At 67.3% G+C, this 21,341-nt stretch carries 16 protein-coding genes; 9 read left to right on the plus strand and 7 right to left on the minus strand.

What is annotated here, in order from left to right:
- Positions 1 to 15: 15 nt before the first annotated feature.
- Entirely contained in the window at positions 16 to 1,050 is a 1,035-nt protein-coding gene (locus Q7I88_RS07195; protein WP_305098361.1) for an ACP S-malonyltransferase, read from the minus strand.
- On the minus strand, positions 1,050 to 3,236 hold the full coding sequence (locus tag Q7I88_RS07200) for a dehydrogenase E1 component subunit alpha/beta (RefSeq protein ID WP_305098362.1): 2,187 nt from the start codon (positions 3,234 to 3,236) through the stop codon (positions 1,050 to 1,052). Before Q7I88_RS07200 ends, Q7I88_RS07195 begins: the two co-directional genes overlap by 1 nt.
- A gap of 257 nt (positions 3,237 to 3,493) precedes the next feature.
- On the opposite strand from Q7I88_RS07200, the gene Q7I88_RS07205 reads away from it, so the two are divergent.
- The 4 genes from Q7I88_RS07205 to Q7I88_RS07220 all read left to right on the plus strand — a co-directional run bounded on the left by Q7I88_RS07205 (position 3,494) and on the right by Q7I88_RS07220 (position 8,374).
- Positions 3,494 to 4,357: a dioxygenase family protein gene (locus Q7I88_RS07205; protein ID WP_305098363.1), complete on the plus strand. Its 864-nt coding sequence runs from the start codon at positions 3,494 to 3,496 to the stop codon at positions 4,355 to 4,357.
- Positions 4,354 to 5,526 (plus strand): 4-hydroxybenzoate 3-monooxygenase, encoded by a 1,173-nt coding sequence (gene pobA, locus Q7I88_RS07210; protein WP_305098364.1) that lies wholly within the window; start codon positions 4,354 to 4,356, stop codon positions 5,524 to 5,526. The genes Q7I88_RS07205 and pobA overlap by 4 nt, the downstream gene beginning before the upstream one ends.
- 137 nt (positions 5,527 to 5,663) lie before the next feature.
- A complete protein-coding gene (locus tag Q7I88_RS07215; RefSeq protein WP_305098365.1) occupies positions 5,664 to 6,815 on the plus strand; it encodes an aldose epimerase family protein in 1,152 nt (383 codons plus the stop codon).
- Positions 6,812 to 8,374 (plus strand): alpha-N-arabinofuranosidase, encoded by a 1,563-nt coding sequence (locus Q7I88_RS07220; protein WP_305098366.1) that lies wholly within the window; start codon positions 6,812 to 6,814, stop codon positions 8,372 to 8,374. The genes Q7I88_RS07215 and Q7I88_RS07220 overlap by 4 nt, the downstream gene beginning before the upstream one ends.
- 2 nt (positions 8,375 to 8,376) lie before the next feature.
- Here Q7I88_RS07220 and Q7I88_RS07225 read toward each other — a convergent pair whose 3' ends face one another.
- The 3 genes from Q7I88_RS07225 to Q7I88_RS07235 are packed head-to-tail and all read right to left on the minus strand — an operon-like array spanning position 8,377 to position 11,374.
- Entirely contained in the window at positions 8,377 to 9,303 is a 927-nt protein-coding gene (locus Q7I88_RS07225; RefSeq protein ID WP_305098367.1) for a Gfo/Idh/MocA family protein, read from the minus strand.
- Positions 9,300 to 10,283 carry an AraD1 family protein gene (araD1, locus tag Q7I88_RS07230; RefSeq protein ID WP_439648385.1) on the minus strand — a complete coding sequence of 328 codons (984 nt, stop codon included), beginning with the start codon at positions 10,281 to 10,283 and terminating at the stop codon, positions 9,300 to 9,302. Before araD1 ends, Q7I88_RS07225 begins: the two co-directional genes overlap by 4 nt.
- Before the next feature lie 23 nt (positions 10,284 to 10,306).
- Positions 10,307 to 11,374, minus strand: a complete 1,068-nt coding sequence (locus Q7I88_RS07235) for a glycoside hydrolase family 43 protein (protein WP_305098369.1) — start codon at positions 11,372 to 11,374, stop codon at positions 10,307 to 10,309.
- Positions 11,375 to 11,481: 107 nt separating this feature from the next.
- Here Q7I88_RS07235 and Q7I88_RS07240 point away from each other — a divergent pair, with 107 nt between their 5' ends.
- Entirely contained in the window at positions 11,482 to 12,261 is a 780-nt protein-coding gene (locus Q7I88_RS07240; protein ID WP_305098370.1) for a FadR/GntR family transcriptional regulator, read from the plus strand.
- Between the two features lie 11 nt (positions 12,262 to 12,272).
- Here the strand turns inward: Q7I88_RS07240 and Q7I88_RS07245 are convergent, their stop codons facing one another.
- Both Q7I88_RS07245 and Q7I88_RS07250 read right to left on the minus strand, forming a co-directional pair.
- Positions 12,273 to 13,349 carry an alpha/beta hydrolase gene (locus Q7I88_RS07245; RefSeq protein ID WP_305098371.1) on the minus strand — a complete coding sequence of 359 codons (1,077 nt, stop codon included), beginning with the start codon at positions 13,347 to 13,349 and terminating at the stop codon, positions 12,273 to 12,275.
- 22 nt (positions 13,350 to 13,371) lie between these two features.
- A complete protein-coding gene (locus tag Q7I88_RS07250) occupies positions 13,372 to 15,156 on the minus strand; it encodes an IlvD/Edd family dehydratase (RefSeq protein WP_305098372.1) in 1,785 nt (594 codons plus the stop codon).
- 106 nt (positions 15,157 to 15,262) lie between these two features.
- On the opposite strand from Q7I88_RS07250, the gene Q7I88_RS07255 reads away from it, so the two are divergent.
- The 4 genes from Q7I88_RS07255 (at position 15,263) to Q7I88_RS07270 (ending at position 21,142) form a co-directional block, all read left to right on the plus strand.
- Complete coding sequence (locus Q7I88_RS07255; protein ID WP_439648371.1) at positions 15,263 to 16,573, plus strand: sugar MFS transporter; 1,311 nt, start codon at positions 15,263 to 15,265, stop codon at positions 16,571 to 16,573.
- Between the two features lie 94 nt (positions 16,574 to 16,667).
- Positions 16,668 to 18,122, plus strand: coding sequence for a sugar porter family MFS transporter (locus Q7I88_RS07260; RefSeq protein ID WP_305098373.1), 1,455 nt, complete (start codon positions 16,668 to 16,670; stop codon positions 18,120 to 18,122).
- Positions 18,123 to 18,173: 51 nt separating this feature from the next.
- Positions 18,174 to 19,697 carry a tryptophan halogenase family protein gene (locus tag Q7I88_RS07265; RefSeq protein ID WP_305098374.1) on the plus strand — a complete coding sequence of 508 codons (1,524 nt, stop codon included), beginning with the start codon at positions 18,174 to 18,176 and terminating at the stop codon, positions 19,695 to 19,697.
- Positions 19,694 to 21,142 carry a tryptophan 7-halogenase gene (locus Q7I88_RS07270; protein ID WP_305098375.1) on the plus strand — a complete coding sequence of 483 codons (1,449 nt, stop codon included), beginning with the start codon at positions 19,694 to 19,696 and terminating at the stop codon, positions 21,140 to 21,142. The genes Q7I88_RS07265 and Q7I88_RS07270 overlap by 4 nt, the downstream gene beginning before the upstream one ends.
- Positions 21,143 to 21,341: the final 199 nt, after the last annotated feature.

A 21,341-nucleotide genomic window follows, 5' to 3' on the forward strand; every position in this document is an offset into this window, starting at 1 on the left:
CCGTCTCGGGTGAAACTAGCTCGCGGTAACGACGGCGCGCTGGTCGGGCATTCCCATGGCGGCGAGCAGCGGGGCATCGGCCTGCCGCGCGCGGAAATCGGCCTTGCTGCCCATGCTCCGCCAACCGGCGAGAATCAGCGACTGCGCGACCGCGCCGCCGAGCGTCGTGCCGGGGCCGAGCACGATGAAGAGGTCGGGTGCGAACTCGCGCGCCGCGACCGTGACGGCATGGGTGAAATCGTAGCTTTCGGTCACCTGCTGGCCGAGCGTGTAGTCGTAGAGCGCGGCGACATCGCTCGCGCCGGGCCACCAGATCTTGCCGCGGCCGTCGATCAGCGGAAGGTGCGGCTGGCCGAACAGGTCGCTGGGCAGCGCTTCGCGCCCGGCTTCGGCAACCGGTGCCTGCATTGGTGTATGGAAGGCGGCGTGATTGCCGAGCCGCAGCGGGAAACGCTCCTGCACTCGCGGAACCGCCTGCTCGAACGCTTCGAGCCCGGCGGCATTGCCGGCCAGCACCAGCATCCCGCCGAGATCGATCGAGAGGTACAGCTGCGTGTCCGGTTCGGCGCCGATGCGCGAGACGAGGTCCAGAAGTTCGCGCTTGCGCTCGGGGCGGGGCACCCAGTCCTCGTCCAGCCACGGATAGACCGTCTGGCCGCCGATCAGTGCCTGCTGCATCAGCGTGCCCATGGTGTTGGCGATGCGAAAGCCCGCTTCCGCGTCCAGCGCGCCGCCGCAGGCCAGCGCGGTGTACCAACCCATCGAATTGCCGGTGACCGCGACGATGTCGATGGCGCCGCGATCGATCGAGAGGAAGTCGCCCAGCGAAGCGGCGTAGATCAGGCCCGAGGCGTTGTCGCCGCGGGTGTGCTTGGCGAGCGAGAACCGCTCCGCCATGTCGAGTTCGCTCAGCGTCTCCTGCCCCGCTTCGGCGCGCATGACATCGAAACGCGCGAGCAGCGCCGGATCGGGGAAGTGCCGGCCGAGATAGCCGAGTTCGCCGGCGTTGTAGGTCCCGCGACCGGGGCAGATCACGACCGCGGTCGGCATCACTGGGCTCCCACGAGATCGAGCGCCGCGGCGACAATGCTATCGCGCGAGGGCATGGTCGCCGCGTAGGCGGGGCCGGTCGGGATGAAACTGTCCTCCGCGGTCAAGCGCGCGTGGGGCAAGTCTGCGTTTTCTGCGACCAGCGCCATCAGCGCCTCGGCCACGCCGCCGCTACGCCGCGTCTCGTCGACGATCAGCGCGGCGCCGCATCCCTCGAGCGCGGCGGCGATGCCCTCGACCGGCAGCGGCGAGAGCCAGCGGATATCGATCACGCGCGCGTCCACGCCTTTCTCGGCCAGAATCGCCTGCGCCTGGGTGGAAAGATAGGTGCCGTTACCAAAGGTAAGTATCGCCAGATCCTCGCCCGTGCCGTGCACGCCGACTTCGCCCAGCGCGATGCGCCGCCCCGGTTCGGGATAGGTGCGCATCCAGCCGCCGTCGCCGGCCTCGTGCAGGTCGCGCATCGGATAGAGCGCGATCGGCTCGAGGAACACCGCCAGCCGCTGCTCCTCGCGCGCCAGCCGCACGCATTCGCGCAGCATCATCGCCGCGTCGGCGCCGTTCGAGGGGCAGGCGAGGACGAGGCCGGGGATGTCGCGTAGCACGGCGACCGAGTTGTCGTTGTGGAAGTGCCCGCCGAAGCCCTTCTGGTAGCCGAGCCCGGAAATGCGCACGACCATGGGATTGGCGAACTGCCCGTTCGAGAAGAACGGCAGCGTCGCCGCCTCGCCGCGCAGCTGGTCCTCGGCGTTGTGCAGGTAGGCGAGGAACTGGATCTCGGGGATCGGGATAAAACCGTTCTGCGCCATGCCAATGGCGAGGCCGAGGATCGACTGTTCGTCGAGCAGGGTGTCGATCACGCGGGGCGCACCGAAGCGGGCAGAAAGCCGCTGGGTCACGCCGTAGTTGCCGCCCTTCCTGGCGATGTCCTCGCCCATCATCACGATCTCGCCATGCTCGAGCATGAGATCGGTCAGCGCCATGTTGATGAGTTTGCCCATCGGCTGGGGCTTTTCCATCAGTGCCATGTCGGAACCGAAGGTCGCGGCGCGGCTGTCGGCGTCGGGGCCGTTGCTCGGGCTGGGCCGGCGCGGCGGCGGGATCAGGCTGGCCATGACCTGCTGCGCGGTTTCGAGGCGGGGGCGGGTCACGACTCGGGCGGAAACGCGCGCCACCCGCTCGGTGGTGTCCCGGTAGATGTCGAGCGCTTCATTCGCGGCCAAGGCGCCCGCTTCATCGAGCTGCCGGACCATGTGAAGCAGCGGATCCTGCGCCTCCTCGGCTTCGACCTCGGCCTTCGAGAGATAGGCCATCGCCACATCGGCTCCGGCGTGGCCATAGAGCCGGATCGTGCGAACATGCAGGAAGGCCGGCTTGCGGCGAGTGCGAACGTAATGTGCGGCCTCCTTCGCGACGCGGTAGGTCTCGTAGATGTCGAGTCCGTCGCACTCGAAGTATTTGATTCCGGGGCGACATTCGAAGTTTGCCTTGACCCATCCGCGCGGCGTCTTGGTCGAGATGCCGATGCCGTTGTCCTCGCACACGAACAGCAGTGGCAACGGCACCGACTGGTAGCTCGTCCATCCCGCGGTGTTGAATGCGCCCTGCGCGGTCGAATGGTTCACCGAGGCATCGCCGAACGAGCAGGTGACGATGGCGTCGTCGGCAAGCTGTTTGAACTCGGGCGGACGCCGTCTGGCGAGCCCGATCGAATAGGCCGCACCGACAGCCTTGGGCAGGTGGCTGGCGATAGTCGAGGTCTGGGGCGGAATGTTGAGCGCCTTAGATCCGAGCACCTTGTGCCGCCCGCCCGAGATCGGGTCCTCGCTCGAGCAGGCGAAGGACAGGAGCATATCCCACAGGATCGTCTGTCCCGGCACCTGCTCGGCGCGCTGGATCTGGAAGGCGGCGTCGCGGTAATGCAGGAAGGCCATGTCGGAGGGGCGCAGTGCTGCGGCCACCGCGGCCATGCCCTCGTGGCCCGAGGAGCCGATGGTGTAATAGCCTTGTCCCGCCGCCTGCATCGCGCGGCTTTCCCGGTCGAGTGCGCGGGTCAGGCAGGCCGAGCGGAAGATCGACACGGCGAGGTCGTCCGACAGGGGGCCTGCCGGCGCACCGCCCGCTGGATAGTCGCCATAGGCGACGCGGCGGAGGAAGTTGTCGTGTACGATACTGGCGCGGTCCATTCCGGGAGCCTCGAGTGAAAGTACCGGCGATCGTCGCTCAGCTTGCGGTGCCCTCTAGCAGCCGAACCGGCGGATGGAAAAGTAGTTGCATAAGAAACTCGGCCAATCGGACTTGCCGGAATCGACATGCCGCGCGAAGGTGTGGAACGTGCAATGGAAACGGTGATGGCGAAATCGGACCGTTTGCCGCGCAAGGTTCGAACAAGCTGCTTCAAGCAGCAGTGTTGGGAGGGGCCGCCGAGGGAGGAGATGCTGCCATGAACGCCGTGACGCCCGAACAGATTACGCGCTCGGCGCTCGCCAGTTTCGCCGGCGCGCCCGACGAACGGACACGCGAAGTGAGCCAGGCGATCGTCAAGCACCTGCATGCCTTCGTTGCCGAGGTCGACCCCTCGCCCGAGGAATGGATGGGGGCGCTCGAATTCCTCACCCGGGTCGGTCAGAAGTGCACGCCGGCGCGGCAGGAGTTCATTCTGCTGTCCGACGTGCTCGGCGTGTCGATGCTCGTCGATACCCTGCAGCAGCCAGGCGACGACGGTGTAACCGAGAGCACGGTACTCGGACCGTTCTATGTCGAGGAGCCCCCGGTGGCCGAGCAAGGCGCGAACATCGCCCGCGGCGAGGACGGCATACCGCTTTGGATCGATGTGCAGGTCACCGACAATGCGGGAGATCCTTTGCCGGGTGCCGTCGTCGACATCTGGGAGGGCGGCGCAGACGGGCTCTACGACGTCCAGCGCGATCTGCCCGATGGTGAATACGACCTGCGCGGCCGCTTTCGCGCCGATGGGGAAGGGCGAGTCAAATGCTGGGCCGTCGTGCCGGTTTCGTACCAGGTCCCGGCAGACGGTCCCGTGGGCGACCTGCTGGCCGCGACCGGGCGCCATCCCTGGCGGCCCGGGCACGTCCACTTCAAGATCGCGGCCGAGGGCTTTGCGCCGCTCGTCACCCATCTGTTCCCGAGCGGCGACCCATACCTCGAAAGCGATGCGGTCTTCGGTGTGAAGCCGTCGCTCGTGATAGATCTTGCCGAGCACGGCACTGGCGAAGCACCTGAAGGACGACAAATGGACCGAACTTGGAAGAGCCTGTCATACACGTTCGCGTTGAGCCGCGCATGAAGACGCAGGTTTGCATCATCGGCGCAGGTCCCGCCGGCCTGCTACTGGGGCATCTCTTGCGTGCCGAGGGTATCGAATGCGTCGTGCTCGAGCGGCGCTCGCCCGATTACGTCCTTTCGCGCATCCGGGCGGGCGTGCTGGAGGAAATCACCGTCTCGCTAATGGAGCGCCTGGGGCTCGACGCGCGGCTCAAGGCAGAAGGGCTGCCGCACGAAGGGTTCAACCTCGCCGATGGCGAGCGGCTCATCCGCATCGACATTGCCGAACTGACCGGCGGCAAGAAGGTCGTGGTCTACGGCCAGACCGAGCTGACCAGGGATCTGATGGAAGCTCGGGAAGAACGCGGTCTCGAGGTGATCTACGAGGCCGACGACGTAACGCTTCACGACGTCGAAGGCGAGACGCCTTACGTCACCTACAGCCGGGACGGCAAAGCGCAGCGCATCGACTGCCGGATCGTCGCCGGGTGCGACGGATTCCACGGTCCGAGCCGAGCGGCGATCCCGGCGGGCGTGGGCAAGGAGTATCTGCGCGAATATCCGTTCGGCTGGCTTGGCATCCTTGCCGACGTGCCGCCCTGCAATCACGAGCTGATCTACGCCAATCACGAGCGCGGCTTCGCACTCGCCAGCATGCGCAGCGAGACGCGCAGCCGCTATTACGTCGACGTGCCGCTGACCGAAAAGGTCGAGGACTGGCCCGACGAACGGGTTTGGGATGAACTGGCAATCCGATTGGGGCCGCAAGCCGCCGCTCACATCGTTCGCGGCCCGGCGCTGGAGAAGAGCATCGCCCCTCTGCGCAGCTTCGTCTTCGCGCCGATGCGTCACGGCAGCCTGCTGCTGTGCGGCGACAGTGCCCACATCGTCCCGCCGACCGGCGCCAAGGGCCTCAACCTGGCCGCCAGCGATGTCCACTACGCTGCCGAAGCGCTGGTGAAATTCTTCAGGGCCAATGACGGCGATGCTATCTCCGGTTATTCGGACAAGGCGCTGGCGCGGGTGTGGAAGTCGGAACGTTTCAGCTGGTCGTTGACCCGCCTGATGCACCGTTTCCCCGAGGACGGACCCTTCGAACGCGCCATGCAGGTCGCCGAGCTCGACTACATCGCCTCGAGCCGCGCGGCGCAGACGAGCATTGCCGAGAACTACGTCGGCTTGCCGGTCTAGGCCTGCCTCGCTCGCCGAAGAACAAGGAGCGCCGCGAAACGGCAGCCGATAGCGCTACCATCGCTCTACGAATTCGGGTTTTCCAAAGCCGAATAGTCTGACAAATAGACATTCGAGATGGGACCGAGGAGGGGTCGATGAAGACTGTACTGGCTATCGTTTCGCTGCTGGCCATCGGCGCTGCGCCGGGCTCGGCGTTGGCAGCCGATGCGGCGCGCGAAGCGGCCGGAACTACCGCCGAGGGCAAGACCATCGAGGCAGTGACCCTGTCGAACGCCAGGGGGGTTTCCGCGAGAATCCTCACCTACGGCGCAACGCTGCAGGCGCTCACTGCGCCCGATCGCAACGGCGTCCCGTCCGATATCATCATCGGCTACGACAATGCCGCCGACTACGAATCCAAGCCGAACTATTTCGGCGTGACCGTGGGGCGCTATGCCAACCGGATCGGCGGCGGCCGCTTCGCCATCGGCGGCAAGACCTACCAGCTCACCCAGAACGACGGCGAGAACTCGCTGCACGGCGGCACGCAGGGCTTCGACAAGCGGCTGTGGAAGATCGTTTCGGTATCGAGCGGTCCGGTGGCGAAGGCGGTCCTGTCGCTGACCAGCCCCGACGGCGACCAGGGTTACCCCGGCAAGCTCGAGGTGACCGTCACTTACACGCTCGATAACGGAGGCGATCTCGGCATCCTCTACGAAGCGAAGACCGACGCGCCGACGATCGTCAACATGACCAACCACGCCCTGTTCAACCTCGCCGGGCGTGAGGCGCACGACGATGCGATGCACCACTGGCTGATGCTGCCGGCCTCGCACTACACTCCGGTGAGCGAGACCCTGATCCCAACCGGCGAACTGAGGCCGGTGGCCGGCACCGTGTTCGACTTTCGCCAGCCGCGCCTGATCGCCGACGGCCTGCGCGACGGGACCGATCCGCAGATCGTCATCGGCCGCGGCTACGATCACAACTGGGCGCTCGACAAGGGGCGGACGGCGAAGCCCGAACTCTCCGCCCGGCTCTCCGATCCGGGCTCGGGCCGGGTCCTCGATGTCCTGTCGACCGAGCCGGGGCTGCAGTTCTACACCGGCAATTTCCTGGTCGGCACGGTGACCGGCAAGGGCGGCAAGGTCTACCGCATGGGTGACGGCATCGCGCTCGAGCCGCAGCTCTTTCCCGACACGCCCAACAAGCCGGCCTTCGGTTCGGCGCTCGTCACTCCGGACAAGCCCTATCGCCATCAGATGATCTACCGGGTCTACACCGCCCCCACGGGTGACGGACAATGAGCCTGCGCAGCCTCTCGCTCGCAGTGCTGTTCGCCGCGGCGGTCCCGGCTGCGGCCACGGCGCAGGACGTGACCGTCTCGATTGCCGCGGACGAACCCGGCCCGAAAATCGATCGCAACATCTTCGGCCAGTTTGCCGAGCATCTCGGCACCGGCATCTACGGGGGTGTCTGGGTCGGCAAGGATTCGGGCATTCCCAACGTCCGCGGAATCCGCAGCGACGTCGTCGCCGCGCTCAAGGCGATCAAGGTCCCCAATATCCGTTATCCCGGCGGGTGCTTTGCCGACGAGTATCACTGGCGCGACGGCGTCGGTCCGGTCCGCCGCTCGACCGTGAACGCCAACTGGGGCGGCGCGATCGAGCCCAACACCTTCGGAACCGACGAATACTTCGACTTCGTCGACCAGGTCGGCGCCGACGCGAACATTTCGGTCAACGTCGGTTCGGGTACGGTCAAGGAGGCGGCGGACTGGATGGCCTATATGACCGCCGATCAACGCAGCAGCGCCGGGCAGGACCGCGCAGCCAACGGCCATCCCGCCCAGTACAAGGTCAAGATCCTCGGCCTCGGCAACGAGACCTGGGGCTGCGGCGGCAACATGCGGCCCGAATATTACGTCGACCTGCTCAAGCGCCACGCCCGCTTCGATCGCAACTACAACGCGGCGCAGACCGGCGACGACGCGATGATGCGGGTTGCGGTAGGCCCGACCGACGACGACACGCGCTACACCGAGACGGTGATGAAAGCCTGGTCGGAGCGCGACTGGACATGGTCGATCGAAGGCCTTTCGCTGCACAGCTACACCGTGCCGCAATGGCCGCCCTCGCTGCCGAGCGTCGGCTTCGGCGAGGGCGACTATGCCCAGATCCTCAAGACCACGCTGGAGATGGACCAGCGGATCGCGCGGCATTCGGCCATCATGGACAAGTACGATCCCAAGAAGGAGGTCGCGCTCGTCGTCGACGAATGGGGGGTCTGGCTCAAGGAGGATCCGGGCACGCCCGAAGGCTTCCTGCAGCAGCAGAATTCGATGCGCGATGCGATCCTCGCCGCGCTCAACTTCAATATTTTCGCGCGTCATGCCGACCGGGTGCGCGCGGCCAATATCGCGCAGATGGTCAACGTGCTGCAGGCCGTGCTGCTGACCAAGGGTCCGCAGATGGTCCGCACGCCGACCTACTGGGTGCACCAGATGTACGTGCCGATGCAAAACGCGACGTTCGTCCCGGTCAAGTTCGCCCAGGGGGAGTACCGTTACGGGGACCTGACCCTTCCGGGCGTCGATGCAAGCGCGTTCCGCGACAAGGCAGGGCGGCTCCATGTCGCGCTGGTCAACCTCGATCCGCATGTCGCCAAGTCGGTCGAACTGACGGCTCCGAGCGAGCAGTTCGGCAGCGCAAAAGCGACGGTGCTCACTGCCCCGGCGGTCAATTCGGTCAACACATTCGACAAGCCGGATACGGTCGAGCCCAGGCCGATCGAGGCAAAGGTTCGCGGCGGCAAGGTGACGGTGGAAATGCCGCCGATGGCGGTTGCCGTCTTCGATCTCGGCTGAGCCTATTCGTGAAAGTCGGCGACGCGGGTGATCTGCCCGCGTCGCAGGGCCTCGGCGACCAGCCGCAGCGGCTCTGCGTCGACCTCGCTCGTGCCTGTCCCGATTAGCTCGGCGAAGCGGCGGTAGATTCTCGCGTACTCCCGGTCCGGCCCGTCGCGCCGTTCCCCCGGCAACTGCCACGCGCTGCCGCCCTTCGAAAGCAGCAGCTCGCCCTGCGCGGTTTCGATGCGGATGTCCCAGGTCTGCGGGCCCGTCTGCAGGAAATCGAGATCGACACGCACGGGCACGCCGGCTGAGTCTCGCAGCTCGAGCCGCGCCGCAATCGGGGCCTCGCAATTGGCCGGCACATCCAGCGAAGCGCTCGCCACCTCGAGTTGACGCGGGAGGATCGCGGTCGCGATCGACAGCGCATTGATGCCCGGGTCGAACACCCCGAACCCGCCCGCCTGGAAGATCCAGGGCTGGCCGGGGTGCCAGACGCGGACATCCTCGCGCCAGGTGATTGTGACTGAGCGGATCGCCTTGCCTTCGAGCCAGCGCCTGGCCGGCCCGACCCCGGCGGCAAAGCGCGAATGCCAGGCGGCAAAGACCGTCGCGCCGCCAGCCATTGCCAGCAAGTCGGCGACATCGGCAGGATCGCGTCCCGGCGGCTTTTCGAGCAAGAGATGCTTTCCCGCGCCCAGCGCCGAGCGGGCAAGGTCGTGGCGAACCTGCGGCGGGGTGCACAGCGCGACCGCATCGAAGTGCGCCGCGCTCGCCAGCAGGCTCTCGAGCGAGCTGAAATGCGGCGTGTCCGCAAGGCCCTCGCTCGCTGGATCGACCGTCGCGGCCAGGGCAAAGTCGGGATTGCCGGCAATCGCCGGGAGGTGCTGGTCGTGAGCGATCTTGCCCAGCCCGACCAGCGCCAGGTGGATCGGCGCATCGCTCATAGCGGGACGACCCGGATGGGCGCGCTTTCGACCGGCAGCTTCCTGAGCGGATTGCGCAGCGGCAGCGTGAAGGGCGGCGCCTCGATCTCGAACACGTCGCCGTCCTGCGTTGCGAAGCCGTCGGCAAAAGACGCGGTCGAGGTGCCGAAAAAGTGCACGTGGACATCACCGGGGCGGCGGAACAGCGGATACTTGAAGTGATGGTGCTCGAGGTTGGCGAGCGCGTGGCTCATGTTGTCCTCGCCGGTAAGGAAGGGCTTCTCCCACGCCACCGCACCCGCGCGGCGGATGCGGCAGGTGCCGCGAATATCAGCGGGCAGCATGCCGGTCAGCAGTTCGGGCCCCAGCGCGGCCTGGCGCAGCTTGGAATGGGCGAGCCACAGGTAGTTGTGCTTCTCGGTCACGTGGTCCGAGTATTCGTTGGCGAGGCAGAACCCGAGCCGGAACGGCGTGCCATCGGGCCCGATCAGGTAGAGCCCGGCGATCTCGGGCTCGTCGCCGCCGTCCTGGGCATAGCCGGGCATGTCGAGCGGCATTTCCGGCCCGACCAGATGCTCGCCGTTCCCCTTGAAGAACCATTCCGGCTGCTGGCCGATTGCGCCCTCCGCCGGCTTTCCGCCTTGCAGTCCTTCGAGGAAAATGCGCATCGAATCGGTCAGCGTCTCGCCCGCATCGGCGGCCCTGTGCATCCGGTCGCGGCCCTCGGCCGAGCCGAGGTGCGTCAGCCCGGTGCCGGCAAGCAAGAGGTGGGCCGGATCGGGATGGTCGAGCGGGGCGAGCAGCCGGCCCGCCTCGAGTTCTTCTGCCACGTCGACCTGCTCTCCGCGGCCGCAGTCGGCAATTTCCTCGGCCAGCGAGTGGCCGCGGTCGATCGCGCGCAGCGCGAGCGTGCGGGTATCGTTCACGCCTTCCACCACGCGAATGTCGCCGTCCTCGCCGGCCAGGACCTCGCGCTTACCGCCGGGCGCAATACGTTGCAGCAGCTTCAAACCAGTGCTCCTCGTCACTCTTCGGCCGGCAGGAGTATGCCCGCGGCGGTCTGGTCGACGTGCCGGATGGTGCCGTCGGGGTTGAAATACATCCGCTCGACCGAGACCGCGCGGCGCCCGATTGCGCCGGTCTGGTCGCCAACGGCGAGCGTACCGATGTGGTAGAACAGGTACCACTGGCCCTTGAATTCGACGATCCCGGGATGGATCGTGAAGCTGTTCGGGGCCGATCCCATGAGCTCGCCGCGCCAGGTCCACGGACCCTCGATGCTCGGCGCGGTGGCATAGGAAATCCGCTCGTCCGGGCTGATCGCCTTGTCCATCGAGGCATAGGCCAGGTAGTAGATGTCGCCGCGCTTGAAGATCCACGGCCCTTCCTCGAAGTCGGGCAGGTCGATCTTGCGGATCGGCCCGTCGAAACTGATCATGTCGGGGGCGAGCCTCGCAATCTTGCATTCGGCGTTGCCCCAGATCAGCCAACTGGTCCCGTCTTCCTCGGTCCAGATCGTCGGGTCGATGTCGTCCCACCAGTGCGGGCCGTCGGTGTCCTCGTTCTTCACCAGAGCGCTGCCGCGCGCGTCGACGAAGGGCCCCAGCGGGTTGTCGGCCACCGCGACGCCGATTGACTTGCCGTGCGAGGTCGCCGGGTCGTGCTCGACCGCGGTGTAGAACCAGAAGCGGCCGTCCTTCTCGTGGACCTGGCTGGCCCAGGCGTCCTTCTGCACCCAGTTGAAGTCGGTCGGTTTCATGATCGGGCCGTGCGCGGTCCAGTGGATCATGTCCTTGGTCGAATAGGCCAGCCATTCGGTGATGTTGAACATCTCGTCGCCGCGCGCCTCGTCATGCCCGACGTAGAGGTAGAGCGTGTCGCCGACGACAAGCGGAGCCGGATCGGCGGTATAGCGATCGCGCACGATGGGGTTGCCCCGATAGGTGAAGCTGTCGCCGGCCGCAGTCGGCAACTCGGCCCCGGCGCAGCTCGCAAGCGCTCCAGCGAGGAGAATGCAGGATAGCGCCTTCATTCGCGCCGTGCGCAGCGAACGGCCGATCCGTGCGGGTCCGCGCGATACACCGGGAGTCATGCTTCTCTCCTCGACCATGACAAAGGGTGGTTCGGTTGATTTTTTCGGCCCGATCCCGAATAGCCCCGTCGAGGGGGCACTGCCGTCCCCGCGGGAGACCGGACGCGATGGCCAGACGCAAACCGGGATCGCAGGCATCGCCCGGCACGCCCTCGCGCGCGCTGATCGCGGGTCCGCGCGACACCGGCCGTCGCCTGCGCGGTGCAGTGGCGCAGCATCTCGGCTCGGCAATCGTCTCGGGCCGTATCTCCCCGGGCAGCTTGCTGACCGGCGAAGTGGCCAATGCCGAGGCGCTCAATGTATCGCGTAGCGCCTACCGCGAAGCGGTTCAGGTGCTCACCGCCAAAGGGCTGGTAGAAAGCAGGCCGAGGGCGGGCACGCGCGTGCTCCCGCGCAGCCGCTGGAACCTGCTCGATCCGATGGTTCTTGCCTGGGCCTTTACCGGCGAACCGGAAGCCGACTTCGTGCACGACCTGTTCGAATTGCGCGCAGTCGTCGAGCCGGCCATCGCCCGTTTCGCGGCCGAGCGGCGCAGCGCGGAGGAACTGGCGCGCCTGCAAGAGGCGCTCGATGGAATGCAGCGACATACGCTCGCCACAGAGGCTGGCCGCGCCGCCGACCGGGACTTTCACGAAGCCCTGCTGGAGGCTGCGCACAACGAAGTGATGATGTCGCTCGCCGCCAGCATCAGCGCCGCCGTGCAGTGGACCACGACCTACAAGTTGCGCGGGCGCTCGCTGCCGCGCGACCCCGTCCCCGACCACGCGCGCGTCTGCGAAGCCGTCGCCGAGCGCGACGCCGATGCCGCCGCCGCGGCGATGCAGGTGCTCGTCGACCTTGCCCACCAGGACACGCGCGAGGCCATTGCCAGCGCCGGGCAGGGCTGAACGCTGCCGTCTCACTGCTGCATTTCGAACGCCAGCGACTTGCCGAAGAACGGCAGGACATGGTCCTGCATCCGGAAGGCGACCCGATTGGTGTGATTACCGTGGTAGATCTCGAAATCGTTGGCGATGCCCTGCGCCAGCAGCGCCTCGTGCATCAGGCGGGTATCGGTCAGCAATCCGTCCTCGTCGCCGACATCCATGGCGATCGCCCGGTACTTGCGGACCTTGAAGACGTACTGATCGAGAAACGCCAGCGGGGCGTTGGCGTCGAACTTGGCCAGGACGTCGGGCCGCGGCTTGCCGTCGGCATCGACCGGCAGGTCGAGGTAGAGCGGCGGCTTGTTCGGGTTGGGCGCAAAAGCGGCCGAAATGGCCAGCGGCCCGCGCAGCCCGAACGGCAGTGCTTCGCTTTCCTCGACCGAGCCGATCGCCTCGAGCTGACGAACCTGCTCGCCGGTCATGCCGCGAACGCCGAGCGGCGACTGGCAGCACGGCGACATCAGGTAGAGCGCGCCGTACATGTCGGCCCGCTTGATGCCGATCCGCGAGGCGCCGTAACCGCCCATCGAGTGGCCGACCAGCCCGCGGCTCGCCGGCTGGGCGAGGGTGCGATAGTGGCTGTCGACATAATCGATCAGCTCGCCGGCGATCCAGTTCTCGAAATTTCCGGTGGTCACCGAATTGGCGTAGAAGGCGCCGTTGTACTCGTTCTTGCTCGAAGGGAAGACCAGGATCATCTCCGGCGTGCCCTTGGCAAAGGCGCCCTCGGCGACCTGCGGCACGTGAATTTCCCCCAGCCATTGCTCCGCGCCGATCGAGTAGCCGTGCAGCGCGTAGACCACCGGATAGCGCCGGCCGGGCTCCTTGTCGTAACTCGGCGGCAGGACCACGAAGACATCGCGCTCGGCCGATGTGCCGAGCAGGTTGCCGGCGATCTCGTCGGAATGGACCTTCAGGTGTTCGACGCGCGCCTTGGCCGCGCCCTCGACCACCGCGGGAACTTCGGTCGTGACCTGGGCCGCGGCCGGCATGGCCCCCAGCGCCAGCGCGCAAGCCGCGGCCAACCCCGGCAATGTCAGTTTCCTCATCGGTGGACTCCCTCTCTCGGATCTAGTGATTGTCGCGCGGCACGCCGTAGGTCTGTGCGATCCGCTGGTACTTCTCCGCCCCTTCGAGGATCGCCCCGCTGTCGAGCTGGCCGACCAGGGCACGCTGGATTTCCTGCCACGGCGTCTGCGAGGCCGGATAGGCATAGCCTCCCCGGGCCATGAGCGCCTCGCGTCGCGCCGCCAGCTCTTCCTCGGGTATCAGCAGGTTCACTTCGCCCTTGCCGAGATCGATCCGCAGCCGGTCGCCCGTCTCGACCAGCGCGAGCCCGCCGTTGGCGGCCGCTTCGGGCGAGGCGTTGAGGATCGAGGGGCTGGCCGAGGTGCCCGATTGCCGCCCGTCGCCGATGCACGGCAGCGCGTGGACGCCCTCGGTCAGCAGGTAGTCCGGGGCGCGCATGTTGACGACTTCGGCCGCGCCCGGATAGCCGACCGGCCCCGTGCCGCGCATGATCAGCATCGTCTGCGAAGTGATGCCGAGCGCCGGATCGTCGATCCGGCGGTGGTAGTCCTCGGGTCCGTCGAACACGACCACAGGGCCCTCGAAGGCCTCGGGATCGTCCGGGTTCGACAGGTAGCGCTGGCGGAACTCCTCGCCGATCACGCTGGTCTTCATGATCGCCGCATCGAACAGGTTGCCGCGCAGCACGATGAAACCGGCCTTTTCGACCAGCGGGTCGTCGAACGGCCGGATGACCTCTGTGTCGCCAACGCGGGCGTCGCGGCAGTTCTCGCCGATCGTGCGTCCGTTCACCGTGGCCGCGTCTTCGTGGATTAGGCCCTGGCCGATCAGCTGCCCGACCACCGCCGGGACACCGCCGGCGCGGAAGAAATCCTCGCCCAGGTAGTCGCCCGCCGGCTGCAGGTTGACCAGCAGCGGGACGTCGTGGCCGTGCTCCTCCCAGTCGCCGAGCGACAGCGCGACGCCGAGGTGGCGGGCCAGGGCGATCAGGTGGACCGGGGCGTTGGTCGATCCGCCGAGCGCGGAGTTGACCGCGATGGCGTTGAGGAAGCTCTCGCGCGTCATCACGTCCGACGGCTTGAGATCCTCGGCGACCATTTCGACGATGCGCTTGCCGGTCAGATAGGCCGCCTCCTGCCGGTCGCGATGCGGCGCCGGGATCGCCGCCGTTCCCGGCAGCATCATGCCGAGCACCTCGGCCAGCGAGTTCATCGTCGTCGCGGTGCCCATGGTGTTGCAGTAGCCGGTCGAGGGCGCCGAGCTGGCGACCAGCCGGATGAATCCCTCGTCGTCGATCTTGCCCTCGGCGAGCAGTTCGCGCGCCTTCCACACGATCGTGCCCGAGCCGGTCCGCTTGCCCTGGTGCCAGCCGTTGAGCATCGGCCCGACCGACAGCGCGATCGCCGGGATGTTCACCGTCGCCGCGGCCATCAGGCAGGCCGGTGTCGTCTTGTCGCACCCGGTGGTCAGCACCACGCCGTCGAGCGGGTAGCCGTAGATCAGTTCGACCAGCGCGACATAGGCGAGGTTGCGGTCGAGCGCGGCGGTCGGGCGCTTGCCGGTTTCCTGGATCGGGTGGACCGGGAATTCGAGCGCGATCCCGCCCGCCTCGCGAATGCCTTCGCGGGTCCGCTCGGCGAGGACCAGGTGGTGCCTGTTGCACGGGCTCAGGTCGCTGCCGGTCTGGGCGATGCCGATGATCGGCTTGCCGCTGCGCAATTCGGCCAGGCTCAGGCCGAAATTGAGGTAGCGCTCGAGATAGAGCGCGGTCATGTCGATGTTGTCGGGATTGTCGAACCACGCGCGGCTTCGCAACTTTTGCACCATTCCAGCTCCTGCGCGCGCTTGACGCTTCCGATGGGCTCAAATAGTCCGACAAATAGGGAATGCGCAAGCGGCCGCTCGCTTGCCGGGATTGCAGGGGAGGGTGGATATGGCTCTGGCGCCGGATGGAAGTGCTGCCGTGATCTCGGCCGATGGCGGCAAGCCGATGAGCTACCGGCCGGCGCTGGCCCTGCTCGCCTCGCTGTTCTTCATGTGGGGCTTCATCACCGTCATCAACAACACGCTGCTGCCGCACCTGCGCAGCGTGTTCGAGCTCAACTATACCCAGACCACGGTCATCGAATCCGTCTGGTTCATCGCCTACGGCGTGATGGGCATGCCCTCGGCGTTCCTGATCGAGCGGACCGGATACAAGAAGGCGATCATCATCGGCCTCGCTGCCATGGCCGTCGGTGCGCTGTGCATGGTGCCGGCGGCCCGGCTGCCGTCCTACGGCGTGACGCTGGCGGCGCTGTTCGTCATCGCCAGCGGCATCACCTTGCTGCAGGTCGCGGCCAATCCCTACGTTGCCGTCATCGGCCCGGCGGAAAGCTCCGAATCGCGCTTGACGCTGGTCCAGGCGTTCAACTCGATGGGCACCTTCTTCGCCCCTTATTTCGGCGGCTACCTGATCCTCAGCCGGACCATCGGCGGGACCTCGCTCGAGGGCACCGAGCTGACCGCTGCGCAGCGGCTGGCGGATGCCGAGGCGACCCAGCTGCCCTATGTCCTGGTGGCGATCGTACTGGCGGTCATCGCGGTCATTATCTGGCGCTCGCCGCTCCCCGCGCTCGGTTCGGCCACGAGCCGCGTCGCGCAGGAGGAGCGCAAGAAGCTATCGCTGTGGAGCCACCGTCATCTCGTGCTCGGCGTGCCGGCGATCTTCATCTACCTGATCGCCGAGATCGGCGTCGCCAACCTGTTCATCACCTTCGCCATCCTGCCCGACATCGCCGCGATCACCCCGGCGACGGCGGCCAACTACCTGGTGCTGATGTGGGGCGGGATGATGGTCGGCCGCTTCGCCGGCAGCTTCCTGATGCGCCGGTTCCCTGCCGACAAGACGTTGGCCGCCTTCGCGCTGTTCGCCATGGCGGTGATGATCGGCGCGGCGACGCTGCACGGCCCGGTTGCCATGTGGTGCCTGATCCTCGTCGGGCTCGGGCATTCGATCATGTTCCCGACCATCTTCGCGATGGCCATCAAGGGGCTCGGCCCGCTCACCGAAGAGGCCTCGGGCCTGCTCATCACCGCCATCGCCGGCGGTGCGCTGGTCGTGGTGCAGGGCTGGCTGGCCGACACCTACGGATTGCAGAACAGCTTCTGGCTGACGGTGGCCTGCGAGCTTTACGTCCTGTTCTACGCGCTCTGGGGCTCGAAGGTGCGCAACCCGCTCCCGCCGGTGGTCGAGGCCGGATAGCCCTCGCTGCGAAACCTCTTGTCGAATGGGGCGCTGCCCGGTTAGGTAGCGCTAACATTAATCGCGCAAAAGCCGCGAACGAGGAGGGGATTCGATGGAAACGACACGCACCAGCGTCAACATGGCGCTCATTGCAGCAATCGTCGCGGTGGCGACGATAGGCGGCTTGCTCTTCGGGTATGACAGCGGCGCGGTGAACGGCACCCAGGAAGGGCTGCGGCAGACGTTCGACCTCTCTCCGGCGGCGCTGGGGTTCACGGTCGGGTCGCTGCTGATCGGCTGCGCGGTCGGCGCCTTCTTCGCCGGGCGGCTGGCGGACGTGATCGGCCGCCGCAAGGTGATGATCATTGCCGCCCTGCTGTTCGTCCTCGGCGCGCTGGTGCAGGGCCTGACCGGAGTGCACGAGCTCTTCGTGCTGGCGCGTTTTTCCGGCGGCATGGCCGTCGGCGCCGCCAGCGTGCTCTCGCCGCTCTACATCTCCGAAGTCGCCCCGGCCAACATCCGCGGCCGGCTGACGACGGTGCAGCAGGTGATGATCATCTCCGGCCTGACCGCCGCCTTCGTGGTCAACTATTTCCTCGCCCAGTCGGCAGGGAGCTCGCTCGGCGAGATCGGCGGAACCGTGGCTTGGCGCTGGATGTACCTGGCGCAGTCGGTCCCCGCGATCGTCTTCCTCGTCGCCCTGTTCTTCATTCCCGAAAGCCCGCGCTACCTCGTCAGCCGCGGCCACGACGAGCAGGCCCGCGGCGTGCTGACGCGGCTGTTCGGGCCCGACGAAGCGGCGCGCAAGCTCGGCGAAATCCGCGCCAGCTTCTCCGCCGACCACCGCCCGCGGCTGTCCGACGTGACCCTGCCGGGCAAGATCTTCCGCCCGATCGTGTGGGCCGGGATCATGCTGGCGACCTTCCAGCAGTTCGTCGGCATCAACATCATCTTCTATTACGGCGAAACGCTGTGGAAGCTGGCCGGCGTGTCGGAGGAGGTGGCGCTGGAGCGCAACATCGTCTCGGGCCTGGTCTCGATCGCCGCGGTCTTCGCCGCGATCATGGTCATCGACAAGATCGGCCGCAAGCCGCTGCTCATGATCGGCTCGGTCGGCATGGCGGTGACGCTGGGCGCGATGACCTGGGCGTTCTCCGGGGCGAGCGAGGATGCGGCGGGCAACCTCATGCTCGATCCCAGCGTCGGCTGGGTCGCGCTGGTCGCGGCCAACCTCTACGTGATCTTCTTCAACTTCAGCTGGGGCCCGGTGATGTGGGTCATGCTGGGCGAGATGTTCCCCAACCAGATCCGCGGTTCGGCGCTGGCCGTCGCCGGCGTGGCGCAGTGGGGCGCGAACTACGCGGTGGTACAGAGCTTCCCGTGGATGGCCGACAATTTCGGGCTGGCCTCGACGTACGCCTTCTACACCGTCAGCGCGGTGATCAGCTTCTTCCTGGTCAAGTCCTTCGTCAACGAGACCAAGGGCAAGGAGCTGGAGGAAATGGAAGGCTGGGAAGCTCCCTCGGCCGCCGGGGATGCAATTGTCCCGGCCGTCCGCGAAGGCTGAGCCGATGGCGCGGGGCTGGCCCGCGCCGCGCCATCGACCTATCCTGCATCGGTGAGCAATCCCGACCGCAAGCCCGTTCGCGTCGTCGTCCTCGGCGGCGGTACCGCCGGATGGATGAGCGCGGCCGGGCTGGCCGGGCTGCTCGGCCCGCTGGTCGAAGTGACGCTGGTCGAGAGCGAGGATATCGGCATCGTCGGCGTCGGCGAAGCCACCTTGCCGCACATCCGCGGCTACGTGGAACGGCTCGGCATCGACGAGGCCGCGTTCATGCAGGCGACCCATGCGACCTACAAGCTGGGCATAGACTTCCGCGATTTCGGGCGGATCGGCGAAAGCTACGTCCACCCTTTCGGCACCTTCGGCGAGGAAGTCGCCGGCGTCCCCTTCCACCACTACTGGCTCGAAATGCAGCGCCAGGGCCGGGCGGACGAGATCGGCAGCTACTCGCTGGCCGTCACGGCGGCGCTGGAGAACAAGTTCCGCCCGCCGACCACCGATGCCAGCCTGACCTCGACCTACGGCTACGCCTACCAGTTCGACGCCACGCTGTTCGGGCCCTTCCTGCGCGAGCACGCGAGGAAGCTCGGCGTTGCGCGGATCGAGGGCAAGGTGGTCGAAGTGAAGCAGGACGGCGAGAGCGGCGACGTCACCGCGCTGGTGCTCGAAAATGGGCAGCAAATCGCCGGCGACCTGTTCGTCGACTGCTCGGGCTTCCGCGCGCTGATGATCGGCGGCACGCTGGAGGAGGAATGGGAAGACTGGTCGCAGTGGCTGCCGTGCGACCGGGCCGCGGCGATGCCGTGCGAGCACGTTCGCGAGGAAATCCATCCCTACACGACCGCCATCGCCATGCCGGCAGGCTGGCGCTGGCGCATCCCGCTGCAGCACCGGATCGGCAACGGGTACGTCTTTTCAAGTTCCTTCCTGTCCGAGGACGAGGCCTGTGCGGTCATCGCCGGGGCGGCGGAAGGAACCCGGCTGGCCGACCCGCGGGTGCTGCGCTTCCGCGCCGGGCGGCGCAGGGCGAGCTGGAACCGCAACGTCATTGCCGTGGGCCTCTCCAGCGGCTTCCTCGAACCGCTCGAATCGACTTCGATCTATCTGGCGCAGATGGCGGTGACCTACCTCCTCGAACTGTTCCCCGAAGGCGGCCGGATCGATCCGCGCGATCGCGACGAATTCAACCGCCTGGTCGACATGGAATACGACCGGGTGCGCGACTTCCTGATCCTCCACTACCATGCCACGACGCGCGACGATTCCGAGTTCTGGAACCACGTGCGCACGATGCGGGTGCCGGATTCGCTGCAGGAGAAGATGACTCTCTGGCGCGAGACCGGGCGGGTCGAGAAATACTCCGACGGACTGTTCTACGACGCCTCGTGGATCGCGGTCTATCTCGGCCAGGGATTGCTGCCCGAGTGCCACGATCCGCGCACGCGTCTGCCCGACCCGGACCGGATCGCGCGTGCGCTGGGTTCGCTGCAGCAGGCGATCCGCGACGAGACCGCGGCGATGCCGGGCCACCGCGACTTCCTGATGTCGCGTGCCGAGCGGCTGGCGGCAGCGCCATGAGCGAGCCGCGCGAACTTCCGGCCCGGATCGTCGTCGCGGGCGACGGTCCGCTTGGCGTACTTGCCGCGATCGGCCTGCGCCGGGCCTTGCCGACCACCGAGCTGCTGGTCCTCGCCCTTCCGCCCGATCCCGGCGCGTTCGCCGAGCGTATCGGCACCGCCTTGCCCTTCACCAACCGCCTCCACGACCGCCTGCAGGTCGGCGAGGACGATCTTGTGCGCAAGGCCGGGGCGAGCCACCGGCTGGTCATGCGCTATTTCGGCGGCGGCGGGCCGGGACAGCAGGGTGCCGCCGGTTACGGGGCGGCGGTCGACCCGGCGATGGCCACGGCTTTCGCCAGGGAATGGGGCGGCGGTCCGCGCAACGCCGGGACCGCCGCGCCGCCGCGTTCGCTCGGCGAGGTTCTCGCTGCGGCAGGCCGCTTCGCGCCGCCGCAGGGCGAAGCGGAGTCTCCGCTGGCGGACCTCGATTACGCCCTGCGCTGGAACGTGCCGGCATACCGCGAACTGCTGGTCGGGATCGCCGCGCAGCTCGGGGTTCAGCACGCCCGGGTCGATATTCGCGGCTTCAGGCCGGACGGCGAAGGCGGTATCGCTGCCTTGGTCGCAGAAGGCGTGGGCGAGATCCCCGGCGATCTGTTCGTCGACTGCACCGGTTCGCGCGCGCTCCTTCATTCGCATCTGCCCGAAGCGCGGCAGATCGACTGGCACGCCATGCACCCCGTGCGGCGGATCGCGATGGCGGAAGCAGGGCGGCCGGTCCTGGCCTTGGAGGACCGTGCTGCGTTTACCCCGCTGGGCTGGCGGTGGGATCTCGCCGGGCGGGACGGTCTGCAGACGATCCTCGGCATTGCCGGAGAGGCGGGCGACGAGGCGATTTCCGCCGCGCTGGGCGAGCCCCCCGCCGCGATCGTTCCCTTTTCGCCGGGGCGGGCCGAAGCGCCGTGGCTCGGCAACGTCGTGGCCCTCGGCGATGCCGCGGCCCGGATCGAGCCGCTCGGCGGCATTGCCCAGGACCTGGCCCACCGCCAGCTTGCTCTGCTCCTCGAGCTTCTCCCCGGACGCACCGTCGATGCTGCGGAGCGTGCCGAATTCAACCGCCGCGCCGCACTGATGGCGGACCGCGCCGCCGACTGGGTCGCGGTGCACTATGCGGCGCCCGCTGCCGGGGAGCTGTTCCCGCATCTGTGGCGCTCGCCCGAGCTCGAGCGCGCTCTCGACCAGTACGTGCGCCGCGGCCGGACCCCGTTCGCCGAGGAAGCGCCCATGCTGGTGCAAGAGTGGGGCGCGCTGCTCCAGGCGCTCGGCGTGCCCTCGGGAGAGAGCCCGCTGACCGCTGCGGCAGCCGGAGATGAAAACGATGGCGGACGGCACTTTGCCGCCCGGGCAGAGGCGGCGCTCGCCGCCGCGCCGCCCTATGCGGAGTGGGTGCAGGAGCTGCTTTGAGGCCCTTGCACCGGCGCGGGTCGAGCGCGGCGGACAAAGCACTTTCCTACACGGCGGCAATCTGCCTAAGTCCCGCGTATGCGCGTCGCCCTGCCTCTTTTGCCGCCACACTCGGCTAAATGTGTTCAGGGGGCGGCATCGCAGTTCGCGCGATTTTTTTTCGCACTCCGCTATGAGTAACCCTGCGGATAGGCGATGA

This window comes from Croceibacterium aestuarii (genome assembly GCF_030657335.1).
GTDB classification, from domain to species: domain Bacteria; phylum Pseudomonadota; class Alphaproteobacteria; order Sphingomonadales; family Sphingomonadaceae; genus Croceibacterium_B; species Croceibacterium_B aestuarii.